The organism is Saonia flava (assembly GCF_011927795.1).
In the GTDB taxonomy this organism is placed as follows: Bacteria; Bacteroidota; Bacteroidia; order Flavobacteriales; family Flavobacteriaceae; genus Saonia; species Saonia flava.
Genome location: NZ_JAATJJ010000002.1, coordinates 203,572 through 223,550, shown reverse-complemented (window position 1 = coordinate 223,550; position 19,979 = coordinate 203,572). Strand labels below are relative to the sequence as shown.

The window sequence follows — 19,979 nt, the reverse complement described above, 5'->3', positions numbered from 1 at the left end:
GTATATAGTAGAATGAAGAATATCCTAATCCCCACTGATTTTTCAGATAATGCATGGAATGCCGTAGTGTATGCCAATCAGTTTTTCAAAAATGAGAACTGCAATTTTTATTTATTGCATGTAAGCGATTTTTTGGACTATGCCAGCGTGCCTGTTTCGGTTGGGACTGGAGAGAATAGTACGGAGCAAAAAACAATTCCTGCTAAAAAGAAGTTGAGCGACCTTATTAAATTGGTTGAAAAGACATTTTCCAATGAAAAACATCAATATTTTGTTTTACAAGACCATGGATTTTTTATAGAATCTATTAAAAAACATCTTTCAGAGAATAAAATAGATTTAATCGTAATGGGGACCAAAGGTGCTGCGGGAATCAGGAAAAGGATTATAGGGAGCAATACGGGAGATGTAATTACAAAAGTACAATGTAATGCACTCATTGTACCAGAGGGAGTGGATTTTAGCAAACCAGATGAGGTGGCTTTCCCAACTGATTATAATATTTTTTATTCCCATAAAATTTTGGATGCTCTATCTGGAGTTTTAAGTGTGAACAAGGGAAAAATAAGGGTTATGAACGTGTCTAAAACCCAAAGCGAGTTAACCCATTCCCAAGAAAAAAATAAAGAATATCTACGCGATTTTTTGAATGAGAGGTTTCCCGAGCGAAATAGTTTTCATACCATTACCAATAAAAAAGTGACTTCCGCAATACAGTGTTTTGTAGAAAGCAGGGAAGTGGATATGATTTTTATGGTAGCAAAAAATTTAAATCTTCTACAACAAATACTTTTTGACTCTCTTGTTGAAAAAGTGAGCTTTCATACTACGGTTCCATTTTTTGTAGTACACGAATAACCTTCAATTTTTTCTCATAACCAACTGATAATTATCATAGTTGCTATTTGTACTTTCCTATATTTTTGAGGAAAGAATACAGTTTATGAGAACCGTTTTAATTCCTACAGATTTTTCTGAAAACGCAATGCATGCCATAGAGTATGCTACAAAAATTTATAAATGTGAAAGAGCTATTTTTTACTTTTTACATGCCTATGCAGATGAGGTTTATGGCCCGTTTAAAAAGAGTGATGGTGAGTCTATTGAAGAACTAAAAAAAAGGACCAAAAAAGAGTCGGACAAAAAGTTGAACGAGATTTTAAAGAAGATCACTGATCCTATAGCTAACCCAAAACACCAGTATGAGATACTTTCATCATTTAACTCATTAGTAGATGCGGTAAATGACTTTGTAAATCAAATAAATATAGATCTGGTCATTATGGGGACTAAAGGTCAAACAGATGATAAGAAAGATACTTTTGGGAGCCATACGGTACAGGTATTTAAATATGTACAATGCCCCGTAATGGCAATTCCAAAAGACTATGAATATAAACAGCCAAAAAGAATTCTTTTCCCTACAGATTATATGTTGCCCTTTAAAAGAAGAGAGTTAAAGCTCTTAAACGAATTGGCTGGGGAATTTAAGTCAGAGATACACTGCCTACATATTACCGACTTTGATTTTTTGAGCAATAGGCAAGAAGACAATAAACTTTTTTTAAAGGAATCCCTACCTAGTTCGCGTCTCTTTTTTGAAACCACCCAGGTAAAGAATAAAGCCAAGGCCATTGTTGAATATATCAACAAGAAAAACATGGATATGCTTGTAATGATAAATTCTAGACATTCTATTGTAGAAGATATGCTCTATAGGTCCACAGTGGATAAAATTGGACTAAATGTAAAAATTCCTTTTCTAGTTATGCAAAACTTACCTAGATGATTTAATGTTAAATAAGAAAATATGAAACATATTCTGTTACCTACCGATTTCTCCCCAAATGCCTGGAATGCCATTTTTACAGCTTTGAAATTGTACGCAAATATTTCTTGTAAGTTTTATCTATTACATACTTACGAACCAAAAACTAAAAACCTTGTTGGGCAAAGAAGCTCAACTAGGTCTGGGATAATTTATGATTCAATGGATAAGGAGTCCAAAGGAGAGTTGGAGGAAGTTTTGGGGTATATAAATGAGAATCATTCTAACCCCAATCATTCTTTTGAGGTTATCTCCATACAAAATGATTTGGCAAGGACAATCAAGGATTTTGTTCACGAAAAAGACCTGGATATGATTGTAATGGGAACTAAAGGGGCAACGGGGGCAAAGAAGATTTTTATGGGAAGCAATACAGTAAAGGTTATTAAAACTGTTGATAACTGTCCAATTATTGCCATTCCAGATTCTTTTAACTTTCAATCCCTTAAGACAATTGTCTTGCCTTCGGATTACACCTATTTTTTCGATAAAAATAGTTTTTCGGAATTAATAGAATTGGTGAAATTATGGCAATCTAAGATTCTTATTTTTCATGTTGCCCAAGAATTTAATCTTACCGAAGAGCAAGAGGTGAACAAAAAGATTCTGAAAGAAAGATTGAAAGACTTGAATTATTCATTTCATAAAGTGACCCTAAAATCTACTGTGACCAAAGAAATAATCAATTACAGTAAGGAAAACAATGCAGATATGGTTGTATTGGTACATTCGAAACACACATTTATGGAAAAATTGAATCAGGAACCTGTGATTTCAAAAATAGGATTTACCTCTACAGCCCCATTATTGGTTTTGCCTGGTATTAATTAAATACTAAACCCTATGAAACATATATTGCTGCCAACAGATTTTTCGGAAAATGCAACAAATGCCATTAATTATGCCATTGGTTTGTTTAAAAATGAAGAATGTACATTTTACATTTTACATGCATACCATAAAGGGACATCTAGTATAGGAGGAGGTATTAGCGAAGAACGCAACACTAGATTGTATAAAGATATTGAAAATAAAATATTGAGAAATCTTTCCCATGTAGTGGATGAAGCTAAACGTAAGAGCAATGTTAAAAAACACCAGCTTAAAACTTTGGCAATAGCAGATTCCTTACTTAATGCAATAGGTAAAACAGTTATTGATAAGGGAATTGATTTTATCATAATGGGTACCAAAGGGGCTACGGGATTACAAGAAGTTTTTTTGGGCAGTAATACCGCAAAAGTTATTAAAGAGATTGATTTTTGTACTTTGATAGCGGTACCCGAGAATTATGTTTTTAACAAACTAAATAAGATAGTTTTTTCAACGGGGTATGAGCATTTATATGAAGAATACGAACTACAGCCCTTTAAGAGAATTGCTAAACTTTGGGGTTCCAAAATCATAGTGACCCATGTAAAAAACAGTTTGCAATTAACGCCTCAGCAGACAAAGGCAAAAAAAGTTTTGGAAAAAAAGTTGAAAGAACTCCCATATGAAATGGTTGATATAGATACCAAATTAAAAATAGTACCTGCAATAACTAAAATGGTGGATGAAAATGAGGAGATAGGCATGATTGCTATCTTGGACTATTGGCATAGTACTATTGAAAAGCTTATTCACGAGAATGTTGTAAATAAAATGGCTTTTAATTCCAAGGTTCCACTATTGGTTTCGCACTTGGTTGAATAGAGCTTTTATGCAAAAGATTTCTTTTGAAGATTAGGGTAGAATTTGTTCTCAATGGAATAAACATCGTTTTTCTGAATGTTGCATATGGGAAAACCAATTCTTGTTAATTCTCTTTTTACTTTTTCCAAAGCGTTAGTGGAATCATATAAAAAAGTAATGGCATGTTCATTTTCATCCAAGTCTACGATTCGGATATCCAATATTCTACTTAAGTTTCTTAAAATAATAGATTTATTATCTAAAGAGGTGAAGTTTTTTAGTTTCGCACGTGTTTTCATAGGAAATATTTTTTCAAAAATAAGACCATTAAATCATGGATAAAATGACATATATCATTTCTAGGGTTTTTATTCTTCTTTCTCTTTGTGATTAGGTTAACAATAAGAATTAATATGAAAGAAGAAAAAGAATATGTTTTGGGAATAGATATTGGAGGTACCTACACGAAGCTTGGTTTAGTTAACCGAAACGGAGATATTTTGGCCAATAGTTTTTTTGATACCCAAGCACAATCTTCTTTTTCAATATTTCAAAAAAAAATAGAAAAAGAAATTTCCAATTTAAAATCTAAACTTCAAAAAGAGCAACAATTGTTGGCAATTGGTATAGGTGCTCCAAATGCCAATTTTAATACGGGGAAAATGGAACACCCTCCAAATTTTAAGTGGGGGGATTATGTCCCCATTACAGATAGTATCAATAGGATTCTTGATTTGCCTCTAACCATTACAAATGATGCCAATGCAGCAGCATTGGGAGAAATGCATTTTGGTATGGCCAAGGGGATGAAAGATTTTGTAGTGCTTACTCTGGGAACGGGACTCGGAAGTGGATTGGTAAGCCATGGAGCATTGATTACTGGCGCCAATGGAATGGCTGGTGAATTAGGTCATGTAAACGTTTTTCCAAATGGTAGACAATGCAACTGTGGACTAAAAGGATGTTTGGAAACCTATGCTTCTGTAACAGGTATAAGACGTACCGTTTTTGAGCTGATTTCCGAGATGAATATCGAATCACCCTTAAAGAAATTGAGTTTTAAGGAGCTTTCTGGCCAAAAAATTTCTGAGGCTGCTCTCAATGGAGATGTAATAGCCCTTAAAGCTTTTGAATATACAGGAAAAATCTTGGGAAGTAAGATGGCAGATACTGCAGCACATTTGGACCCAGAAGCTTTTATTCTAACAGGTGGGCTAAGTAATGCTGGGAAAATACTTCTTGATCCTATTATTTCCAGTATGGAAGAAAATCTCTTTAATGCTTATAAAAAGAAGATAAAGGTCTTAATATCCAGCTCTCCCAGTTCAAATGCCGTATTGGGTCCAGCAGCACTAGCATGGCAGAGTTTGGATTCTAATTAGTATCATACTTCATTACACTTTTCGATTACAAAAACGATGCCTCTATGACCTAGGTCATTGTGGTAGTTGTTTGAATTAAATTACTTTATATAAAAATTAAGATCATGTTGTTATCTGTTTTTTTTGCGTTCATTGGAGTTGTGCTCATATATTTTTTATTTGTACCCATTATTATATATGTAGAAACCGAAACAAACCAATACTACATTCAATTACCAGGTTTGATCAAGGTGGGTATTGAAAGCCATGACACAGAAATTTTGAGAATTAAAACCAAGGTTTTTTTTTAACCTTTTATTACTATCCATTTAGAAAAGGAAAAACAGAAGAACAGAAAAAAAAGAAGAAAACTGTTAAAAAGAAAAGTAGGAGAAAAGGGGGTATTCAAATATATAGAATACTAAGGTCCTTTAAAATTAAGAAATTCTTTTTGAACATAGATACAGGGGATTATACTTTAAATGCAAAATTATACCCCCTATTTTTCATTCTAAATTACAGAAAAGAAAGATTTCATGTGAATTATAATGGACAGGTTCAAATGATACTTCGTATGCAGGGAAGATTAATATATATGCTTAAATCATTTATTCATCATTAAAATAATACTATTATGGAATTACATTTTGAAGAATTATTAGGAAAGATCACTGATTTTATTAAGTCCGAAGCCAAGACGGAAACAGTGGTCGGGGAACAATTTGAATTGGGAGAATTTAAATGTGTACCCGTTATTAAGGTAGGAATGGGGTTTGGTTCTGGAGGAGGAGAAGGAACTGAATCTAAAACACGTTCCGGACAGGGAATGGGAGCTGGTGCGGGTATAGGAATAGAACCAATTGGTTTTTTGGTAAGTAAAGATGATGAAATTTCATTTTTGGCTGCAGGAAAAACCAAAGGTTTGGCCACTCTTTTTGAAAAAGTACCTGATATTATTGAAAAAATAACAGAAAGCAACCGGAGTAAAGAAACAGCTACGGCATAAAGTACTTGTTCAACTTATTGCTAATAGGGCCGAGTGCATTTAATGCACTCGGCCCTATTATATTTATTATCATTAGACTTTCACTAATGGGAAATTCAATTGTGCGACTTTATTACATTAACAATATCAGATTTTTGTAATACACCAGATTGTCTCCATAGTAGTTTTCCTTTCTTGAACAAAATCATGGTTGGAACACCTCTAACTTGATATTTCCCAGAAATGGACTGATTTTTATCAACATCAATTTTTACAATCTTAATGGCATCCCCCAGCTCATCTTTTACTTGCTCTAAAATGGGTGCCAACATCTTACAGGGACCACACCAATCAGCATAAAAATCAACGAGAACGGGTATATCGGAATTTATTATAGTATTAAAAGATCCTTTCATTTTTTATTTCTGTTTTACATGCAATTTACTAAAATGTATAGTTAATGAACTGACATATATCATGGTTTGTTCTGTACCCATATCCTAGTTTTGGGAAACTTAATTTAAAAAGGAATATCATGAAACGTATTGTATTGCCAACAGATTTTTCAGGAAATGCCAATAACGCAATAGATTATGCCATGCAGTTATTCGCAGAGGAAGAATGTGTTTTTTATTTGTTGCATACCTATTCCCCTGCTATTTATAGGGCAGATTATATGTTACATAGCCCAGGACAAATAGGCTTGGGGGATATTTATCAAGAAGCTTCAATGACCCAATTGGAAGAACTAAGTGCAAGGCTAAAAAAGAAGTTTAAAAATGACAAGCACAAATTTGTGGAGCATGCCGCATTCAATCTCTTGGTAGATGAAGTAAATGAAGTAGTTGAAAAAGAAAATATAGAACTCATAATAATGGGAACACAAGGAGCGACCGGAGCAAAGGAAATCTTTATGGGCACCCATACCATGCACGTTATAAGAAAGGCAAATTGCCCAGTAATTGCCATTCCACCAAATTTTGCATATGAGAAACCAAAAGAAATATTGTTCCCAACGGATTATGAGGTTGATTACCAAAAAGAACACATAAAACAATTGTTATATATGGCCAAAGAGCATATATCTAGAATAAATGTTATGTATGTGCATTCAGGATATGATTTAACAGAGGACCAATTGGCCAAAAAAAACAAATTGGAAAAACTTTTAAGGAATACTTCCTATTTATTTCATGAAATGCCCGATCAAGAAGTTGTTTCGGCAATAAATAATTTTCAGCTGAAAACCAAAATCAATCTTTTGGTGATGATTCAAAACCAGCATGGGTTTTTTGAAAACCTTTTTCTAAAATCCGTAATCAAACAAATTGGATTTCATACCAATGTTCCATTCATGGTATTTCCACCAATTATTAAAAACTAACAATATGTTGAACATCCTTACGCTTACAGATTTTTCCAATGATGCTTACAATGCATTGTTTTATGCAACTCAATTATTTAAAGCAGAGAAATGTAATTTTTATATACTCAATACATTTAATGAGCACACTGCATTGAAAAAGGCGAGTAATGCAAAGGGCAAAAGTTTGCTAAAAATATTGGAAGATGAATCCGTTGAAGAATTGGAGCATGTCTATCACAGAATCATGCTGGATACGGATAGTAATCCTTTGCACACGTTTACAACCCTTTCGAAAAAGTGTGATTTACTGGATCACCTGGAGAATATTATCCAAAAGGAGAAGATTGATTTTGTTTTTATGGGCAATAAGGGAAAAACGGGGGCAAAAGATATATTCCTTGGCGGAAATACTATTCATGCCATAAAAACAATTAAAAAATGCCCGCTAATATGTATTCCAAAGGAAATAGATTTTAGACAACCTGAAAAGGTGGTCTTGTCGGCAAACTATGAAGAGGAATATAGCCCGTTTGCGATGAACTATATAAGTAAAATAATGTCGCTTACTAAAGCCTCATTACATATTTTGCACTTAAGTAATGCAAAAGGTTTAAAGGAAAACCAAATCAGCAAGAAGAATGCTTTATCCAAATCTTTGCAAAATTTTATTGTTGAGGAACACCTGGTTCCTTATAAGAAAACCAAAGCAATGGCCATAAATGAATTTATTGAAAAAGAGCATATGGACATGGCTATTTTGGTAAAACATCATCATAGTTTTTTACAAAAAATCCTTCGGGAACCGGTCATTTTTGACATTAGTTTTTATTTAAATATACCATTTGTAATCATTCCTGATGAAGACTGATATTTATCATGGCACGCTTTGGTAGAGGATTATATTTTTATGTAACAACTTAAAAAAACATCATGAAAAAAAGGATATTGTTACCGACAGATTATTCCAAAAACGCATTGAATGCAATACGATATGCGTTGGATTTATATCAAGATTTTGAATGTGACTTCTATTTTTTGAACAAGTACACTGTTACTGGATATTCTCTGGATAGTATGATGGTTCCAGAACCTGGAGAAAAATTATATGAAGCTGCAAAAAAGGCTTCTGAGGATGGGATGGAAAGGTTAATGGAAATATTGAAATTGCACCCAGAAAATTCAAAACATACATACCACACCATTTCAACCTATAATTCATTACTTCTTGCAGTGGAAAACATTATTGCAAAAAAGGATATAGATGTTATAGTTATGGGTACCAAAGGGAACACTGGGGCATCTTCAGTAATTTTTGGGACAAACACGGTTGCCATTATGGAGAAAATAACAAATTGTCCGGTCATTGCTGTACCCGCCAATTATAGTTTTTCCCCACCTAAGGAAATTGTGTTTCCTACAGATTATAAAGCGGATTATAAACGAAAAGAACTCATATATCTCTTGGAAATTGCTAAGGCCCATAAATGTGCTATTAGGGTACTCCATGTTTCTGAGGAGGCCGAGCTAAATACAAAACAAAAAAACAATAAGATACTGTTAGAGGATATTTTAGAAGGGTTGGATTTTAGTTTCCATACCTTATCCAATATAAAAGTGAGCAAAGGAATAAACACATTTGTTGAGAGTAGGGGAAGCGATATGGTTGCTTTTCTTAATAAAAAACATTTCTTTTTTGGAAGCTTACTGTCCAACCCATTGGTTAAGGAAATAGGGTATAATACAAATATCCCCGTACTAGTTCTAAAAGATAACGATTAAAAAAAACATACCATGAAAAATATAGGAATTTGGATAGATAAAGAAAAAGCGCATTTGGTTACATTGACCGATTCGAATGAGAAATTTGAAACTATTTTGTCAGAATTGGAATTTTTTAACCCTAAGGGAGGGTCACGAACTAAAACTACCAAATGGGGGCCGCAGGATGTGGTTCAGGACAGTAAATATCTAGAAAGGGAAAAGCATCAACTAAAGAAATATTTTCAAAAATTGGCAAATGCCATTGATGGTGCGGATGCCGTGGCAATTTTTGGCCCAGCAGATACCAATGATAAATTTAGAAAGGAACTTAAAGAAAACCATCCTCTATTGAACCAAAAGGTAAAAACGGTTGAAAAAGTTGATAGTATGACCGATAACCAGGTAAAAGCATTGGTCAGAGAATATTTTGGTAGTCAAAAATAATTTTCCAACTTTTATAGGTTGTTTTTTTAGACCACTTCATTTATGGAAAATAAAGGAATAGAGATAATTAAATCTTCTGGAAACAAAGTTTTTTTTTCCATAGACAAATTAAAAAATTCTTTGAGGAGAAGCGGGGCCAATGATAATTTGGTGGAGAAAATAGTTCAAATAGTTCAGAACGAACTTTATAACGGTATTACAACCAAGGAAATTTATAATAGGGCCTTTGCTTTACTAAAGAAACACAAATCCATTTTTGCATCCAAGTATAAGTTAAAGAAGGCCATCTATGAGTTGGGACCTACTGGTTTTCCCTTTGAAAAATTTATCCATGCAGTTATGCAATATTCAGGATACAGCTCAGAAACTAACATAATATTAAATGGTTTTTGTGTAAAGCACGAGGTAGATGTAGTAGCACTTAAGAATAATCTAAAGATTTTAATTGAATGTAAGTTCCATAGTGAAGAAGGGCGTAATTGTAATGTGAAAGTGCCTTTATATATCCATTCTAGATATACGGACATAAAGAAGCATTTTGATCGTCTAAAAAAGAATAACTTAGAACTGGATAAAGGTTGGGTGGTAACCAATACACGTTTTACAGAAGATGCCCTTGCATATGGCAAATGTGCCGATTTATTTCTTTTAAGCTGGGATTATCCATATGAAGATGGTTTAAAAGACAGAATAGATAGGTTGGGACTTTATCCTATAACTGTATCCACAATCCTTACAAATAGGGATAAGCAGTTTTTATTGAGTAGGGATGTTGTATTGTGTAGACAACTCATAAAAGACAAGTTCTATTTGGATTATTTGGGAATGTCAGAAATAAGAAAGAAAAAAGTACTGGAAGAAATAGATCTGCTGTGCAACTATTAAGGAGTTTATGAAAGAAGTTACTGTTCAATTTTTGGGAGCCGCGGAGACGGTAACCGGTTCTAAATATTATTTGGAAACACCAGAATTAAACATAATGGTGGATTGTGGTATGTTTCAAGGTCTTAAAGAGTTAAGAGAAATTAACTGGAACAAACTGCCCATAGATGCTTCTGCCATAGATATTGTGCTTTTAACACATGGCCATTTAGACCATACAGGTTATTTGCCTAGACTGTTCAAAGAAGGATTTAATGGAAAAGTTTATGGTACTGCTCCTACATTGGCCATAACAGAAATCATTTTATCGGACAGTGGAAAAATACAAGAGGAGGAAGCTAAAAAAGCGAATGAAGAGCACTATACCAAACACCAGCCAGCATTGCCTTTTTATACAATTAAAGATGCCCAAAGGGTTTTTGGTTTTTTTCAACCCATTGAAAAAGATATATGGACAGAGCTAAGCCCAAATATTAGATGTAGGTTCAATTACAATGGACACATTATTGGAGCAACTTTTATAGAATTAGAAATCTACGGAAAGCTTTTTGTGTTCTCTGGGGATATTGGCAGGAACCAGGATTATTTGTTAGACGAGCCCAATAGACCAAAATGGGCAGACTATTTATTCATGGAAAGTACCTATGGACATAAGCTTCATCCCATTGAAAACATAGAAGATGTTTTGGTTTCCCTTGTAAATGAGACCATTCACAATAGGGGTAATTTAATTATACCATCATTTGCGGTGGAAAGGTTACAGTCAATCATGTATGTTCTTTGGAAATTGTACAAAAGAAATCGTATTCCCAATGTTCCCATTTTTGTGGACAGCCCTATGGGAAACAATGTACTCTCTGTGTTTAAAACCTTTTCCAATTGGCATCAGCTTCCTATAGATGAATATAATGCCATGTGCAGACACATAAATATCATAAGTTCTTATAAAGAAACTTGGGAAACAATAGATGATAAAAGACCTAAAATAGTAATAGCTGGAAGTGGTATGGTAACTGGGGGTAGGGTTTTGACTTATTTAAGACAGCTTTTGGACCAAGTTTCAACTTCTGTTCTTCTAGTTGGCTATCAGGCAGAGGGGACTCGCGGAAGAGAGTTGTTGGAAGGGGCACATGAACTAAAAATATTTGGAAAATATATCCCTGTAAAAGCTAAAATACATCACTTGGAAAGTCTTTCTGCACATGCGGATCAGGCAGAACTAATGCAATGGATGAAAAGTATAAAAAAGATACCCGAGAAAGTCTTCTTAGTGCACGGTGAGCCAACTGCTTTACAGGCTTTTGGAGTTAAAATAAAGGACTCATTGGGTTGGCAAGTGGAAGTGCCCAAACTATTCTACAAAACTACTTTATACTTATGAAATAAGAAAAAACTGACTTATATCATTTTAGGGGTTTAATATGTGATGTAGTTTTATATAATAAGATATATTCTCATGGAAGAACCCTTCATTAAAAATAAACAAACCAAGAAAGTTGAAGAACTGCATTGGGAGTGCCAAAAATGGAAATCACATTTACAATTTATTGAAGATGAAATTGTATTCATTGACCGTCTATTGAACTCCTATATTTTTCAACCAAATACGCCTAATTTGTTTGAACGTTTACAAGGTTATTTGGAAAGGCTCAAGAAAGTAAAATCAAATAAGAAAATAGTGCGCAATCTTATTTCCCAGCATGAAAATGATTTGGGAGGAATGATAGAATGTACAACAGACAGGTGTGATATGGAGTTTTATCAAAAACACAACAAGCTAAAAGCAGAGGTGGTTGACCGTATGGAAAATTTTATGGCTTTAAAATCCGAAGTGTTCAATTACGCTGGTGGAATACTTAAAAAACGAAAACCAGAATAATGATTGCCCAATTTGAAATTAAAACTGACTTTTATCATTCTAATTCCTGATGCCAACTAGTAATTTTGAAAAGTATTAAGCACGATGATTAAACATAAACTTTTCAATTCATAAAATTATGGGAACAAAAGAATATTCATATATAGAATGGTTAAGTGCCGAAGAAATGCACAGTCAGTACAGAAATTGGTTTTCTGAGCTTGTTTTTATAAAAGATGAGGAGCTATTCCTTAATAATTTGATTAAATCTTTCACTTTGCAAATTTTGGATTCTGAAAATTATGAGAAAAGCAAGGAGTTGGTGAGTTCCTTGCTGGATATGGAGAAAAGAATAGTGCCCTTGTTCAAAAAAATACAATTACATGGAAACCAGTTGCAAATCATGATCGATGATATTGATCAATTGGATCTGGAAAAGGCCTATAGAGATGAGCACAGGAGTCTTCTTCATGATTTTAAGCAATACACAATGGAGTATAGAATCTTAAAGAAAAAGTTGTTTAAGTTGGTTTCAGGATTTATAAAGGACCAAAAGCAAAGGACATTGCTTAAATAAAATGTAATAATAATGTTTAATTGAAGAAAATGAAAAAGAGTTTAATTTTATTGGTAATAATTCTTACAGGTTGTTCATCAACCCATATAGTGAACAATTGGAAAAATCCAGATATTGTTTTATTTGATGCTTCGAAAGTACTCATTGTGGGCATGACCCAAAATGATAGCGCCAGGGAACAATTTGAGACAGACCTACAAAATGAATTTTCCAAACGTGGAGTGGAGTCTTTTAGAAGTATAGATCTTTTTGATGTAAAGTTTACTTCCAGTAAACAATCTGAAGAAGAATTATCAGAAGTTGAACAGCAATTGCTGGACAAAGATTTTGATGCAATTTTATTCACCAAGGTTGTAGGGTCGGAAAATAAAAGAATCCTAAGAAAACGAATATCAGAGCTCGACGAAATTTATGGAAATTTTCATGAGGACTATATGGGTCATCAAGGAATTTATTATGAATCGGATTATTATGATGAGTTCAAAGTATATCATTCAGAAACTTCACTATACTGTATATGTGTTGGTAAGGAAAGGGAATTAATCTGGAGAGGAGCAATAGATATAACAGACCCTGTAAATATTGACAAAACTGTTGATGATTATGTAAAATTGATAGTCGTGGCTATGGAAGAACAGGATTTAATTTTTAGAAAAGAGCAAAAGAATGAAATTACTGGTCTATAGTGCTAAAGATTATGAAATTCCATTTTTGGATAAAGCCAGAGATGAAAGAATTAGGACAACTTATACAAGTGCTGCCTTGGACAGTCAAACTGCCCTGCAAGCGGCCGGGTTTGATGCCATATCCATATTTTCAGGGGATGATGCATGTTTGTTGGTGCTGGAAAAATTAAAGGCATTGGGGGTAAAGTATATTACTTTACGATCAGTGGGTTATAATAATATCCATGTTAAATCCGCAAAGCGTTTAGGTTTAAAAGTGGCAAATGCCCCAAATTATTCTCCGCATTCCATTGCAGAATTTGCCATGGGATTGTTATTGTCCATCAATCGGAAAATAGCTATCGCAAATACACAGGTACATAAGTATAATTTCTCCCAAGATAAACTCCTAGGGTTTAATTTGCGCGGTAAAACCGTGGGACTTGTGGGCACGGGAAGAATTGGCAAGGTAATGGCAAAATTAGTACATGGATTCGAATGCAATATTATTGCACATGACTTAATTTCGGATACAAATCTTGTTAATGAGTATGGGGTAGAATATATGAGCTTGGAGAATTTATGCAAGAACTCAGATATAATCAGCTTGCATCTTCCATTAACTCAGGAAACGCACCATCTATTAGGTAGGGAAGAATTTAAGATAATGAAAAGCACTGCAATTCTTGTTAATACGGCAAGAGGGGCGGTGGTAAATACAAAAGCTCTTATAAATTCTATTGAAAAAAAGGAAATTGCCGCGTATGCCACGGATGTTTATGAAAAGGAAAAAGGAACATTTTTTAGGGATAATTCAAAAACAGGAATAAGCGATGAAATGCTAAAGAAGTTGTTGTCTTTTGAAAATGTACTGCTAACACCGCACCAAGCCTTTGTAACCCATGAAGCTTTGGAAAAAATAGCAGAAACTACGTATTTTAATTTAACATGTTGGTTGGAAGGAAAAGAATGTGAAAACGAACTTGGTTATGAAACGTTGATTTCATAGAATGGGGCTCAGGATTTTGGCGGCCCCTTCTTTCAGTCTATGAATCCAGGGTCTTCTAGTATAAACTTCATAGTGTAGTTCAATACTTTTTCCGCTATCAATTAGAAAATCCTCTTTTAGTTTTTTTGCAAAATCGCTATTGTAAACAATGGCATTTACTTCATAATTTTGATGAAAACTACGAATATCCACATTGGCAGTACCAATGGACACAATAGCGTTGTCACTAACAACAATTTTGCTGTGTAAAAAACCATCCGGATAAAGAAAGATTTTAATTCCTGCTTTTAAAAAAGATTCAAAATAAGATTTCACTGTCCAATTCACTATGGTGCTATCAGCACTTTCCGAGACCAACATTCTAACATCCACACCACTTAGTGCAGCGGTTTGTAATGCATGTAAAATGGCTTGGCTTGGAATTATGTATGGGTTGGTAATGTATACATACTCCTTGGCTGTAGTTATAATGGAAAAATAAGCCTGCTCAATGGAAGAAAAATCATCATCGGGGCCACTTGGAACTATCTGCACTATCTTTCCGTGAATTTTGTTAGGGTCAATAATAGGAGCTTTTGTTGCAATACTCTGTTTTGTTGCCAAATACCAATCAAGAATAAAAATTCTATTTAAATACCATGCTGCCAAGCCTTCAATTCTCAAGTGCATATCATGCCAAGTGCCTAAATTTGGATCGCCTTTTAAGTATTTGTCGGAAACATTGATACCGCCTGTGAATCCAATTTTATCATCAATAACTATTATTTTTCGATGGTTCCTATAATTTAAAGAAGATAGGAATCTGCCAAATCTAAAAGGCAAGAACGGATATGCCTCTACACCAATAACTTTTAACTTCTTTAAATAGGATTTACTTAATGAGTAACTTCCAATACCATCATATATCAATCTTATTTTTACGTTTTGGGCAATTTTTTTTTTGAACAGCTCTAGAAGTTTATTGGCCAACTCTCCTTCTTCAAAAATGTAGTATTGTAAATGAATATAATCCTTAGCCTTCTCTAAATCATCAAAAATACTTTGAAACGTAATTTTTCCATCCTTTAACAGTGTTAATTCGTTGGTAAGAGTGGGTGCGTGGTCGGTATTTCTCTGTATAAGATGTATAATTTTTTTATTTCTTTTATAAAGTTCATTTTCTACGGAAACATTTTGGTGCAATGAGGATAATTTTTCATCTTTTTTTGAATGGTATAGTTTCTGCTTTCTTCTATTGCGCCCAATCATAAGATACAACAGGATTCCACCCACAGGAATAGTGAAGATTGCCAATAACCATCCTAAAGTTTTAGCGGGTTTAACACCATGTATAAGAAGACTTAAAACAATAGATATAGCAAGAATTATATATAGAACTAAGAAAATAATGAGCCACATGAAGTCATTTTTAGGAATTTATGAAACTAATTTATTGAACTCTTTTTTCTTATGATAAAAATCATTTAAAAGAATAGTAGCTCTGGCATCTTAACAAAAAAAAGAGCGATATAAAAACACCACTCTTTTTTATATAATATTGAAAGTGTATTTCCTACAAACACATCATGTATGCAGTAATAGCATTCTTTTCTTCTTTTGTTAGGTCCAACTCAAAGATTAAATTAAAAAACTCGGTAGCGTCATCCAGAGTGGGCAACCTACCATCGTGCAGATAGGGAGGGGAATCTTTGATACCTCTTAAAGGAAACGTTTTTATTGGGCCTTCTGGGCGTCCTTTATAAAAGCGTTCCACTTTTAGGTCATGCATATAATCATCCACAAAGGCAGGACCATAATGGCAGGAAACACATTTTGCCTTTCCTTTGAACAATTTTTCACCCAATAGTTCTTGTTTGGTAGCTTTTTCAGGAATTAATTCTCCCATGCCATTTAGTTTGGGGGCAGGCCCAAAATCTAGCATGGAGTTAAAATCTCCCATTCTATTTGTGGTTGCTCTTTGTTGGCTTCTTGGGCCAATGTGCTGTTGCATTCCAGGGTCACCATCAAAATATTCTTCTACTTCAGAAAAATGATCCATACTTCTAATGGACCGTTTGGAAGACAATTGCATTAAATTATAGTTTCCTCGCATAGTTGGTGTATCTGTTCTTAACCTTGCAAGGTTAGGTCTACTATCTGGTCCCAATTCTATAGCGCCATTGGTATGCCCATTTACATGGCATGAAAAACAGGAGACCCCCGCACTCGGTTCTATAGTCACCCTATGATTGGTATGATTAAACCATGTGGTAGGAGTGGGACGTAACAATTCTTTTAAACCTTCCATTTGCTCAGGAGTGAGCAAACCATCAAAAATCTCATAGTAATTGGCGATGGTCACTTCTCTTCCCTTTGTTACATCACCTAATTCCTTATGGTTGGACAAAAACATTGGTGGAGGAAATTCCGGTAAATATTCATCTGGGAAATCATGGTCAACATCAATCCTGTTATGTTCTGGATGCGCTTTGTTCCAACTATTAGGGAATAGCATGTGTGCTGTTGACTGCAGAGGATGTGCCAAGGGCTTAAACGGGAACAAATCTTTGCTTTTAATTTCGTTGGCCGAAAGCTTGGCTAAATTTTCAAAGGAAGCCACACCTTTTGGCAATTTGGCAATAGGGCCTTTCATAATTGGTTTTCTACCTCCGGACATTACTTTGCCATCATATACCTTTCCATTGAAATCAAAACGCGATGCCATATATTTTTTTACATCGGCCATGAGTTCAGGTTTTTGTTTTTTGTGGAAAGCTACCCATTCATTCCATGCCATTGGGAGTTCTGGTGTTGTAAAGGAACTTTTACCCTTTCCTCCATATCGCCATAGATCAAAAGGAGTACGCTCTCCCTTCTTTATACTGGGATAAGGAATAAGGGAGTCTATATGTCCCGCTCCCAATTCGTAATCTGGTTCCTCATAATCTTCTACCACGGCTCCGGGCGATTGTAATAAATGCAGTTGGTTGTTAACTACCTGAAAACCAAGAAGTACTAAGCTTCCCAGAACAATGAAAAAGGCAATTTTTTTCTTTTTCATATCCATTGAACTAATAAATATTTGTGTTTCTCTAAAGTAGCAAAAAAAAACCAAATTATTTATGTAGCTATTTACGCTCAAAAGGTAAGGGCTATTATAAATATATAATTTCCTGTTCTAGCCAAATTAGAATTTGTTATCTTGGAAGGTGCCAAAAAGCGAGTCTAAGAAAAAGGCTTTTATTAGGAAACATATTTTTTTGTTGAAGACGATAAAGTTGGCGTAAATAATATATAGGAAGAAAATAAAAATGAAATCAGTAAACTTAAATATTACCGCCACAGCAGAGAATACATATGATGCCATTGTTATTGGTTCTGGTATCAGTGGAGGCTGGGCGGCCAAGGAGCTTAGTGAAAAAGGTCTAAAAACATTGGTCTTGGAGAGAGGTAGAAATGTAGAGCATATTAAGGACTATTCTACTGCCCATACCCATAAATGGGAGTTTCCCCATAGGAATCAGTTACCAACAAGTGTAACTGAAGCAAACCCTATTATTAGCAAATGTTATGCTTTTAGGGAGGCCACTGAGCAATATTTTGTGAAAGATGCAGAGCATCCGTATGAACAGGTAAAACCTTTTGATTGGATTAAAGGATACCAAGTTGGAGGAAAATCTTTAATGTGGGCAAGGCATACACAGCGTTGGAGTCCAATGGATTTTGAGTCCAATGCCAACGATGGCCATGGTGTGGATTGGCCAATTAGATATGAAGATTTGGCCCCATGGTATAGTCATGTAGAAAAATTTGCTGGTATTAGTGGTAATAAAGATGGGCTTCCCCAACTTCCAGATGGTGAATTTTTGAAGCCGATGGAAATGAATTACTTGGAAAAACATGTAAAAGAATTATTCAAAAAAAATTATGAGGATAGACCTTTGATAATTGCTAGAACGGCCAATATAACGGAGAAAGTAGGAGATAGAGGACCCTGTCAATATAGAAGTCTATGTGAAAGGGGTTGCCCTTTTGGGGGATATTTTAGCAGTAATTCATCAACATTGCCTGCGGCAATGAAAACGGGGAACATGACTTTGAGACCGTTTTCCGTTGTACATTCCATTATATATGATGATAAAAAAGGAAAAGCAGTAGGTGTAAAAGTGATTGATACCAATACAAAAGAAATTATAGAGTACTATTCAAAAATTATCTTTGTTAATGCGGCCACTCTTAATACAACATTAATTTTAAAGAACTCAAAATCTGACCGTTTCCCCGATGGTCTTGGGAATGATAGTGGTGAATTGGGACATAACCTAATGGATCATAATTACAATGCCAGGGTAGAAGGTGAGTTTGAAGGCTTTGAGGATAAGTATTATTCTGGAAGAAGACCAACCAGTACCTATATTGCCCGTTTTAGAAACTTTGGTAAGGATAAACAAACAGCCTTTACTAGAGGATATGCCTATTCCTGTGGAGGCAGAAGAGGAGCGGGTACCGAAGTTAGTGAGACGGTTATTGGCAAAACACTTAAAGAAGATCTAACCGCTTTGGGTCCATGGAAGTTTACTATGGGAGGTATGGGAGAGTGCTTGCCGTATCATGAAAATAAGGTGACTTTAAGTAAGGACAAGGTAGATGATTGGGGAATGCCAATTTTACAGATTGATGCTGAACTAAAAGAAAATGAGCGGGCAATGGAAAAGGATATGGTGCAGACGGCCATGGAAATGTTAGATACAGCTGGGTTCAAAAATATAGAGAACCGAAAACAAGCTAGAAACATGGGGCTTAATATTCATGAAATGGGAACCGCTAGAATGGGAAAAAGCCCAAAAACTTCTGTGTTAAATAAACACAACCAAGTTTGGGGTGCAGAAAATGTTTTTGTAACAGATGGGGCCTGTATGACATCTAGCGCATGCCAAAACCCATCCTTGACCTATATGGCAATGACAGCCCGTGCTGCCAATTATGCTGTTGAAGAATTAAACAAAAGAAACTTATAACCATGAATAGGAAAGACTTTATACAACGCGCTGCATTATTGGGAGGTACTGCCATGGTACTTCCTATTGGAATTTTACAATCTTGTGAATATAAGCCAGTATTAAGAACGGAATTAACGGATGCAGACATTCCTTTATTGGATGAAATAGGAGAAACCATAGTACCTACAACTCCAGAATCCCCTGGGGCCAAGGAAGCAAAAATAGGAGCTTATATGGTGGTCATGATAAATGACTGTTTTTTGCCAGAAGACCAAGAAATTATTCTAAATGGTATTAATATGTTGGATACTTATTGTGCAAAACAGTACAATAGCTCTTTTGAACGTTTAAGTTCTGATGAGAAATTTAATGTTCTTCAAGGCTTACAAGAAGAGGCCACAGCCTTGGCCCTTGAACAGGAAGGTATGGATGAGCCTGTTGTGCATTATTTTGACCACTTAAAAGGTTTAACTATATCTGGATATTTTTCATCAGAGATTGGTATGACCATAGCAAGGGAATATGTACCTATTCCAGGCAAGTATGAATCAGTTATCCCATACAAAAAAGGAGATAAGGTTTGGGCTTAA

At 34.7% G+C, this 19,979-nt stretch carries 22 protein-coding genes; 18 read left to right on the top strand and 4 right to left on the bottom strand.

Annotation, left to right across the window (positions count from 1 at the left end; all coding sequences use genetic code 11):
- Positions 1-12: 12 nt before the first annotated feature.
- The 4 genes from GGR42_RS13090 (at position 13) to GGR42_RS13075 (ending at position 3,523) form a co-directional block, all read left to right on the top strand.
- Entirely contained in the window at positions 13-858 is an 846-nt protein-coding gene (locus tag GGR42_RS13090; protein WP_167964927.1) for a universal stress protein, read from the top strand.
- Positions 859-943: 85 nt separating this feature from the next.
- Positions 944-1,789 (top strand): universal stress protein, encoded by an 846-nt coding sequence (locus GGR42_RS13085; protein WP_167964924.1) that lies wholly within the window; start codon positions 944-946, stop codon positions 1,787-1,789.
- Positions 1,790-1,810: 21 nt separating this feature from the next.
- Positions 1,811-2,659 (top strand): universal stress protein, encoded by an 849-nt coding sequence (locus GGR42_RS13080; protein WP_167964922.1) that lies wholly within the window; start codon positions 1,811-1,813, stop codon positions 2,657-2,659.
- 12 nt (positions 2,660-2,671) lie between these two features.
- The gene (locus GGR42_RS13075; RefSeq protein ID WP_167964920.1) at positions 2,672-3,523 is read left to right on the top strand and encodes a universal stress protein; all 852 of its coding nucleotides are present in this window, start codon (positions 2,672-2,674) and stop codon (positions 3,521-3,523) included.
- A gap of 5 nt (positions 3,524-3,528) precedes the next feature.
- Here the strand turns inward: GGR42_RS13075 and GGR42_RS13070 are convergent, their stop codons facing one another.
- Positions 3,529-3,801, bottom strand: a complete 273-nt coding sequence (locus tag GGR42_RS13070; protein WP_167964918.1) for a hypothetical protein — start codon at positions 3,799-3,801, stop codon at positions 3,529-3,531.
- 114 nt (positions 3,802-3,915) lie between these two features.
- Here GGR42_RS13070 and GGR42_RS13065 point away from each other — a divergent pair, with 114 nt between their 5' ends.
- Entirely contained in the window at positions 3,916-4,884 is a 969-nt protein-coding gene (locus GGR42_RS13065; protein ID WP_167964915.1) for an ROK family protein, read from the top strand.
- Positions 4,885-5,497: 613 nt separating this feature from the next.
- Positions 5,498-5,869: a GerW family sporulation protein gene (locus GGR42_RS13060; RefSeq protein ID WP_167964912.1), complete on the top strand. Its 372-nt coding sequence runs from the start codon at positions 5,498-5,500 to the stop codon at positions 5,867-5,869.
- A gap of 95 nt (positions 5,870-5,964) precedes the next feature.
- Here GGR42_RS13060 and trxA read toward each other — a convergent pair whose 3' ends face one another.
- Entirely contained in the window at positions 5,965-6,264 is a 300-nt protein-coding gene (gene trxA / locus GGR42_RS13055; protein ID WP_167964910.1) for a thioredoxin, read from the bottom strand.
- 119 nt (positions 6,265-6,383) lie between these two features.
- Between trxA and GGR42_RS13050 the strand changes: the two genes are divergently transcribed.
- The 10 genes from GGR42_RS13050 to GGR42_RS13005 all read left to right on the top strand — a co-directional run bounded on the left by GGR42_RS13050 (position 6,384) and on the right by GGR42_RS13005 (position 14,410).
- Positions 6,384-7,232 carry a universal stress protein gene (locus GGR42_RS13050; protein ID WP_167964908.1) on the top strand — a complete coding sequence of 283 codons (849 nt, stop codon included), beginning with the start codon at positions 6,384-6,386 and terminating at the stop codon, positions 7,230-7,232.
- A 4-nt stretch (positions 7,233-7,236) separates the two neighbouring features.
- Complete coding sequence (locus tag GGR42_RS13045) at positions 7,237-8,082, top strand: universal stress protein (protein ID WP_167964906.1); 846 nt, start codon at positions 7,237-7,239, stop codon at positions 8,080-8,082.
- Between the two features lie 62 nt (positions 8,083-8,144).
- Positions 8,145-8,993 (top strand): universal stress protein, encoded by an 849-nt coding sequence (locus GGR42_RS13040; RefSeq protein ID WP_167964904.1) that lies wholly within the window; start codon positions 8,145-8,147, stop codon positions 8,991-8,993.
- Positions 8,994-9,005: 12 nt separating this feature from the next.
- Entirely contained in the window at positions 9,006-9,419 is a 414-nt protein-coding gene (locus GGR42_RS13035) for a hypothetical protein (protein ID WP_167964902.1), read from the top strand.
- Positions 9,420-9,461: 42 nt separating this feature from the next.
- Complete coding sequence (locus tag GGR42_RS13030) at positions 9,462-10,304, top strand: ATP cone domain-containing protein (RefSeq protein ID WP_167964900.1); 843 nt, start codon at positions 9,462-9,464, stop codon at positions 10,302-10,304.
- Positions 10,305-10,311: 7 nt separating this feature from the next.
- Positions 10,312-11,682, top strand: a complete 1,371-nt coding sequence (locus GGR42_RS13025; protein WP_167964898.1) for an MBL fold metallo-hydrolase RNA specificity domain-containing protein — start codon at positions 10,312-10,314, stop codon at positions 11,680-11,682.
- Between the two features lie 75 nt (positions 11,683-11,757).
- Positions 11,758-12,180, top strand: coding sequence for a hypothetical protein (locus GGR42_RS13020; protein WP_167964896.1), 423 nt, complete (start codon positions 11,758-11,760; stop codon positions 12,178-12,180).
- Positions 12,181-12,298: 118 nt separating this feature from the next.
- Complete coding sequence (locus tag GGR42_RS13015) at positions 12,299-12,736, top strand: hypothetical protein (protein ID WP_167964894.1); 438 nt, start codon at positions 12,299-12,301, stop codon at positions 12,734-12,736.
- A gap of 29 nt (positions 12,737-12,765) precedes the next feature.
- Entirely contained in the window at positions 12,766-13,422 is a 657-nt protein-coding gene (locus GGR42_RS13010) for a hypothetical protein (protein ID WP_167964892.1), read from the top strand.
- Positions 13,403-14,410 (top strand): 2-hydroxyacid dehydrogenase, encoded by a 1,008-nt coding sequence (locus GGR42_RS13005; protein WP_167964890.1) that lies wholly within the window; start codon positions 13,403-13,405, stop codon positions 14,408-14,410. The genes GGR42_RS13010 and GGR42_RS13005 overlap by 20 nt, the downstream gene beginning before the upstream one ends.
- Here GGR42_RS13005 and cls read toward each other — a convergent pair.
- Entirely contained in the window at positions 14,405-15,808 is a 1,404-nt protein-coding gene (cls, locus tag GGR42_RS13000; protein ID WP_167964888.1) for a cardiolipin synthase, read from the bottom strand. The genes GGR42_RS13005 and cls overlap by 6 nt on opposite strands.
- A 154-nt stretch (positions 15,809-15,962) precedes the next feature.
- A complete protein-coding gene (locus GGR42_RS12995; RefSeq protein ID WP_245201471.1) occupies positions 15,963-17,450 on the bottom strand; it encodes a cytochrome C in 1,488 nt (495 codons plus the stop codon).
- 250 nt (positions 17,451-17,700) lie between these two features.
- Between GGR42_RS12995 and GGR42_RS12990 the strand changes: the two genes are divergently transcribed.
- Both GGR42_RS12990 and GGR42_RS12985 read left to right on the top strand, forming a co-directional pair.
- The gene (locus GGR42_RS12990; protein ID WP_167964884.1) at positions 17,701-19,407 is read left to right on the top strand and encodes a GMC oxidoreductase; all 1,707 of its coding nucleotides are present in this window, start codon (positions 17,701-17,703) and stop codon (positions 19,405-19,407) included.
- A 2-nt stretch (positions 19,408-19,409) separates the two neighbouring features.
- Positions 19,410-19,979 carry a gluconate 2-dehydrogenase subunit 3 family protein gene (locus GGR42_RS12985; protein ID WP_167964882.1) on the top strand — a complete coding sequence of 190 codons (570 nt, stop codon included), beginning with the start codon at positions 19,410-19,412 and terminating at the stop codon, positions 19,977-19,979.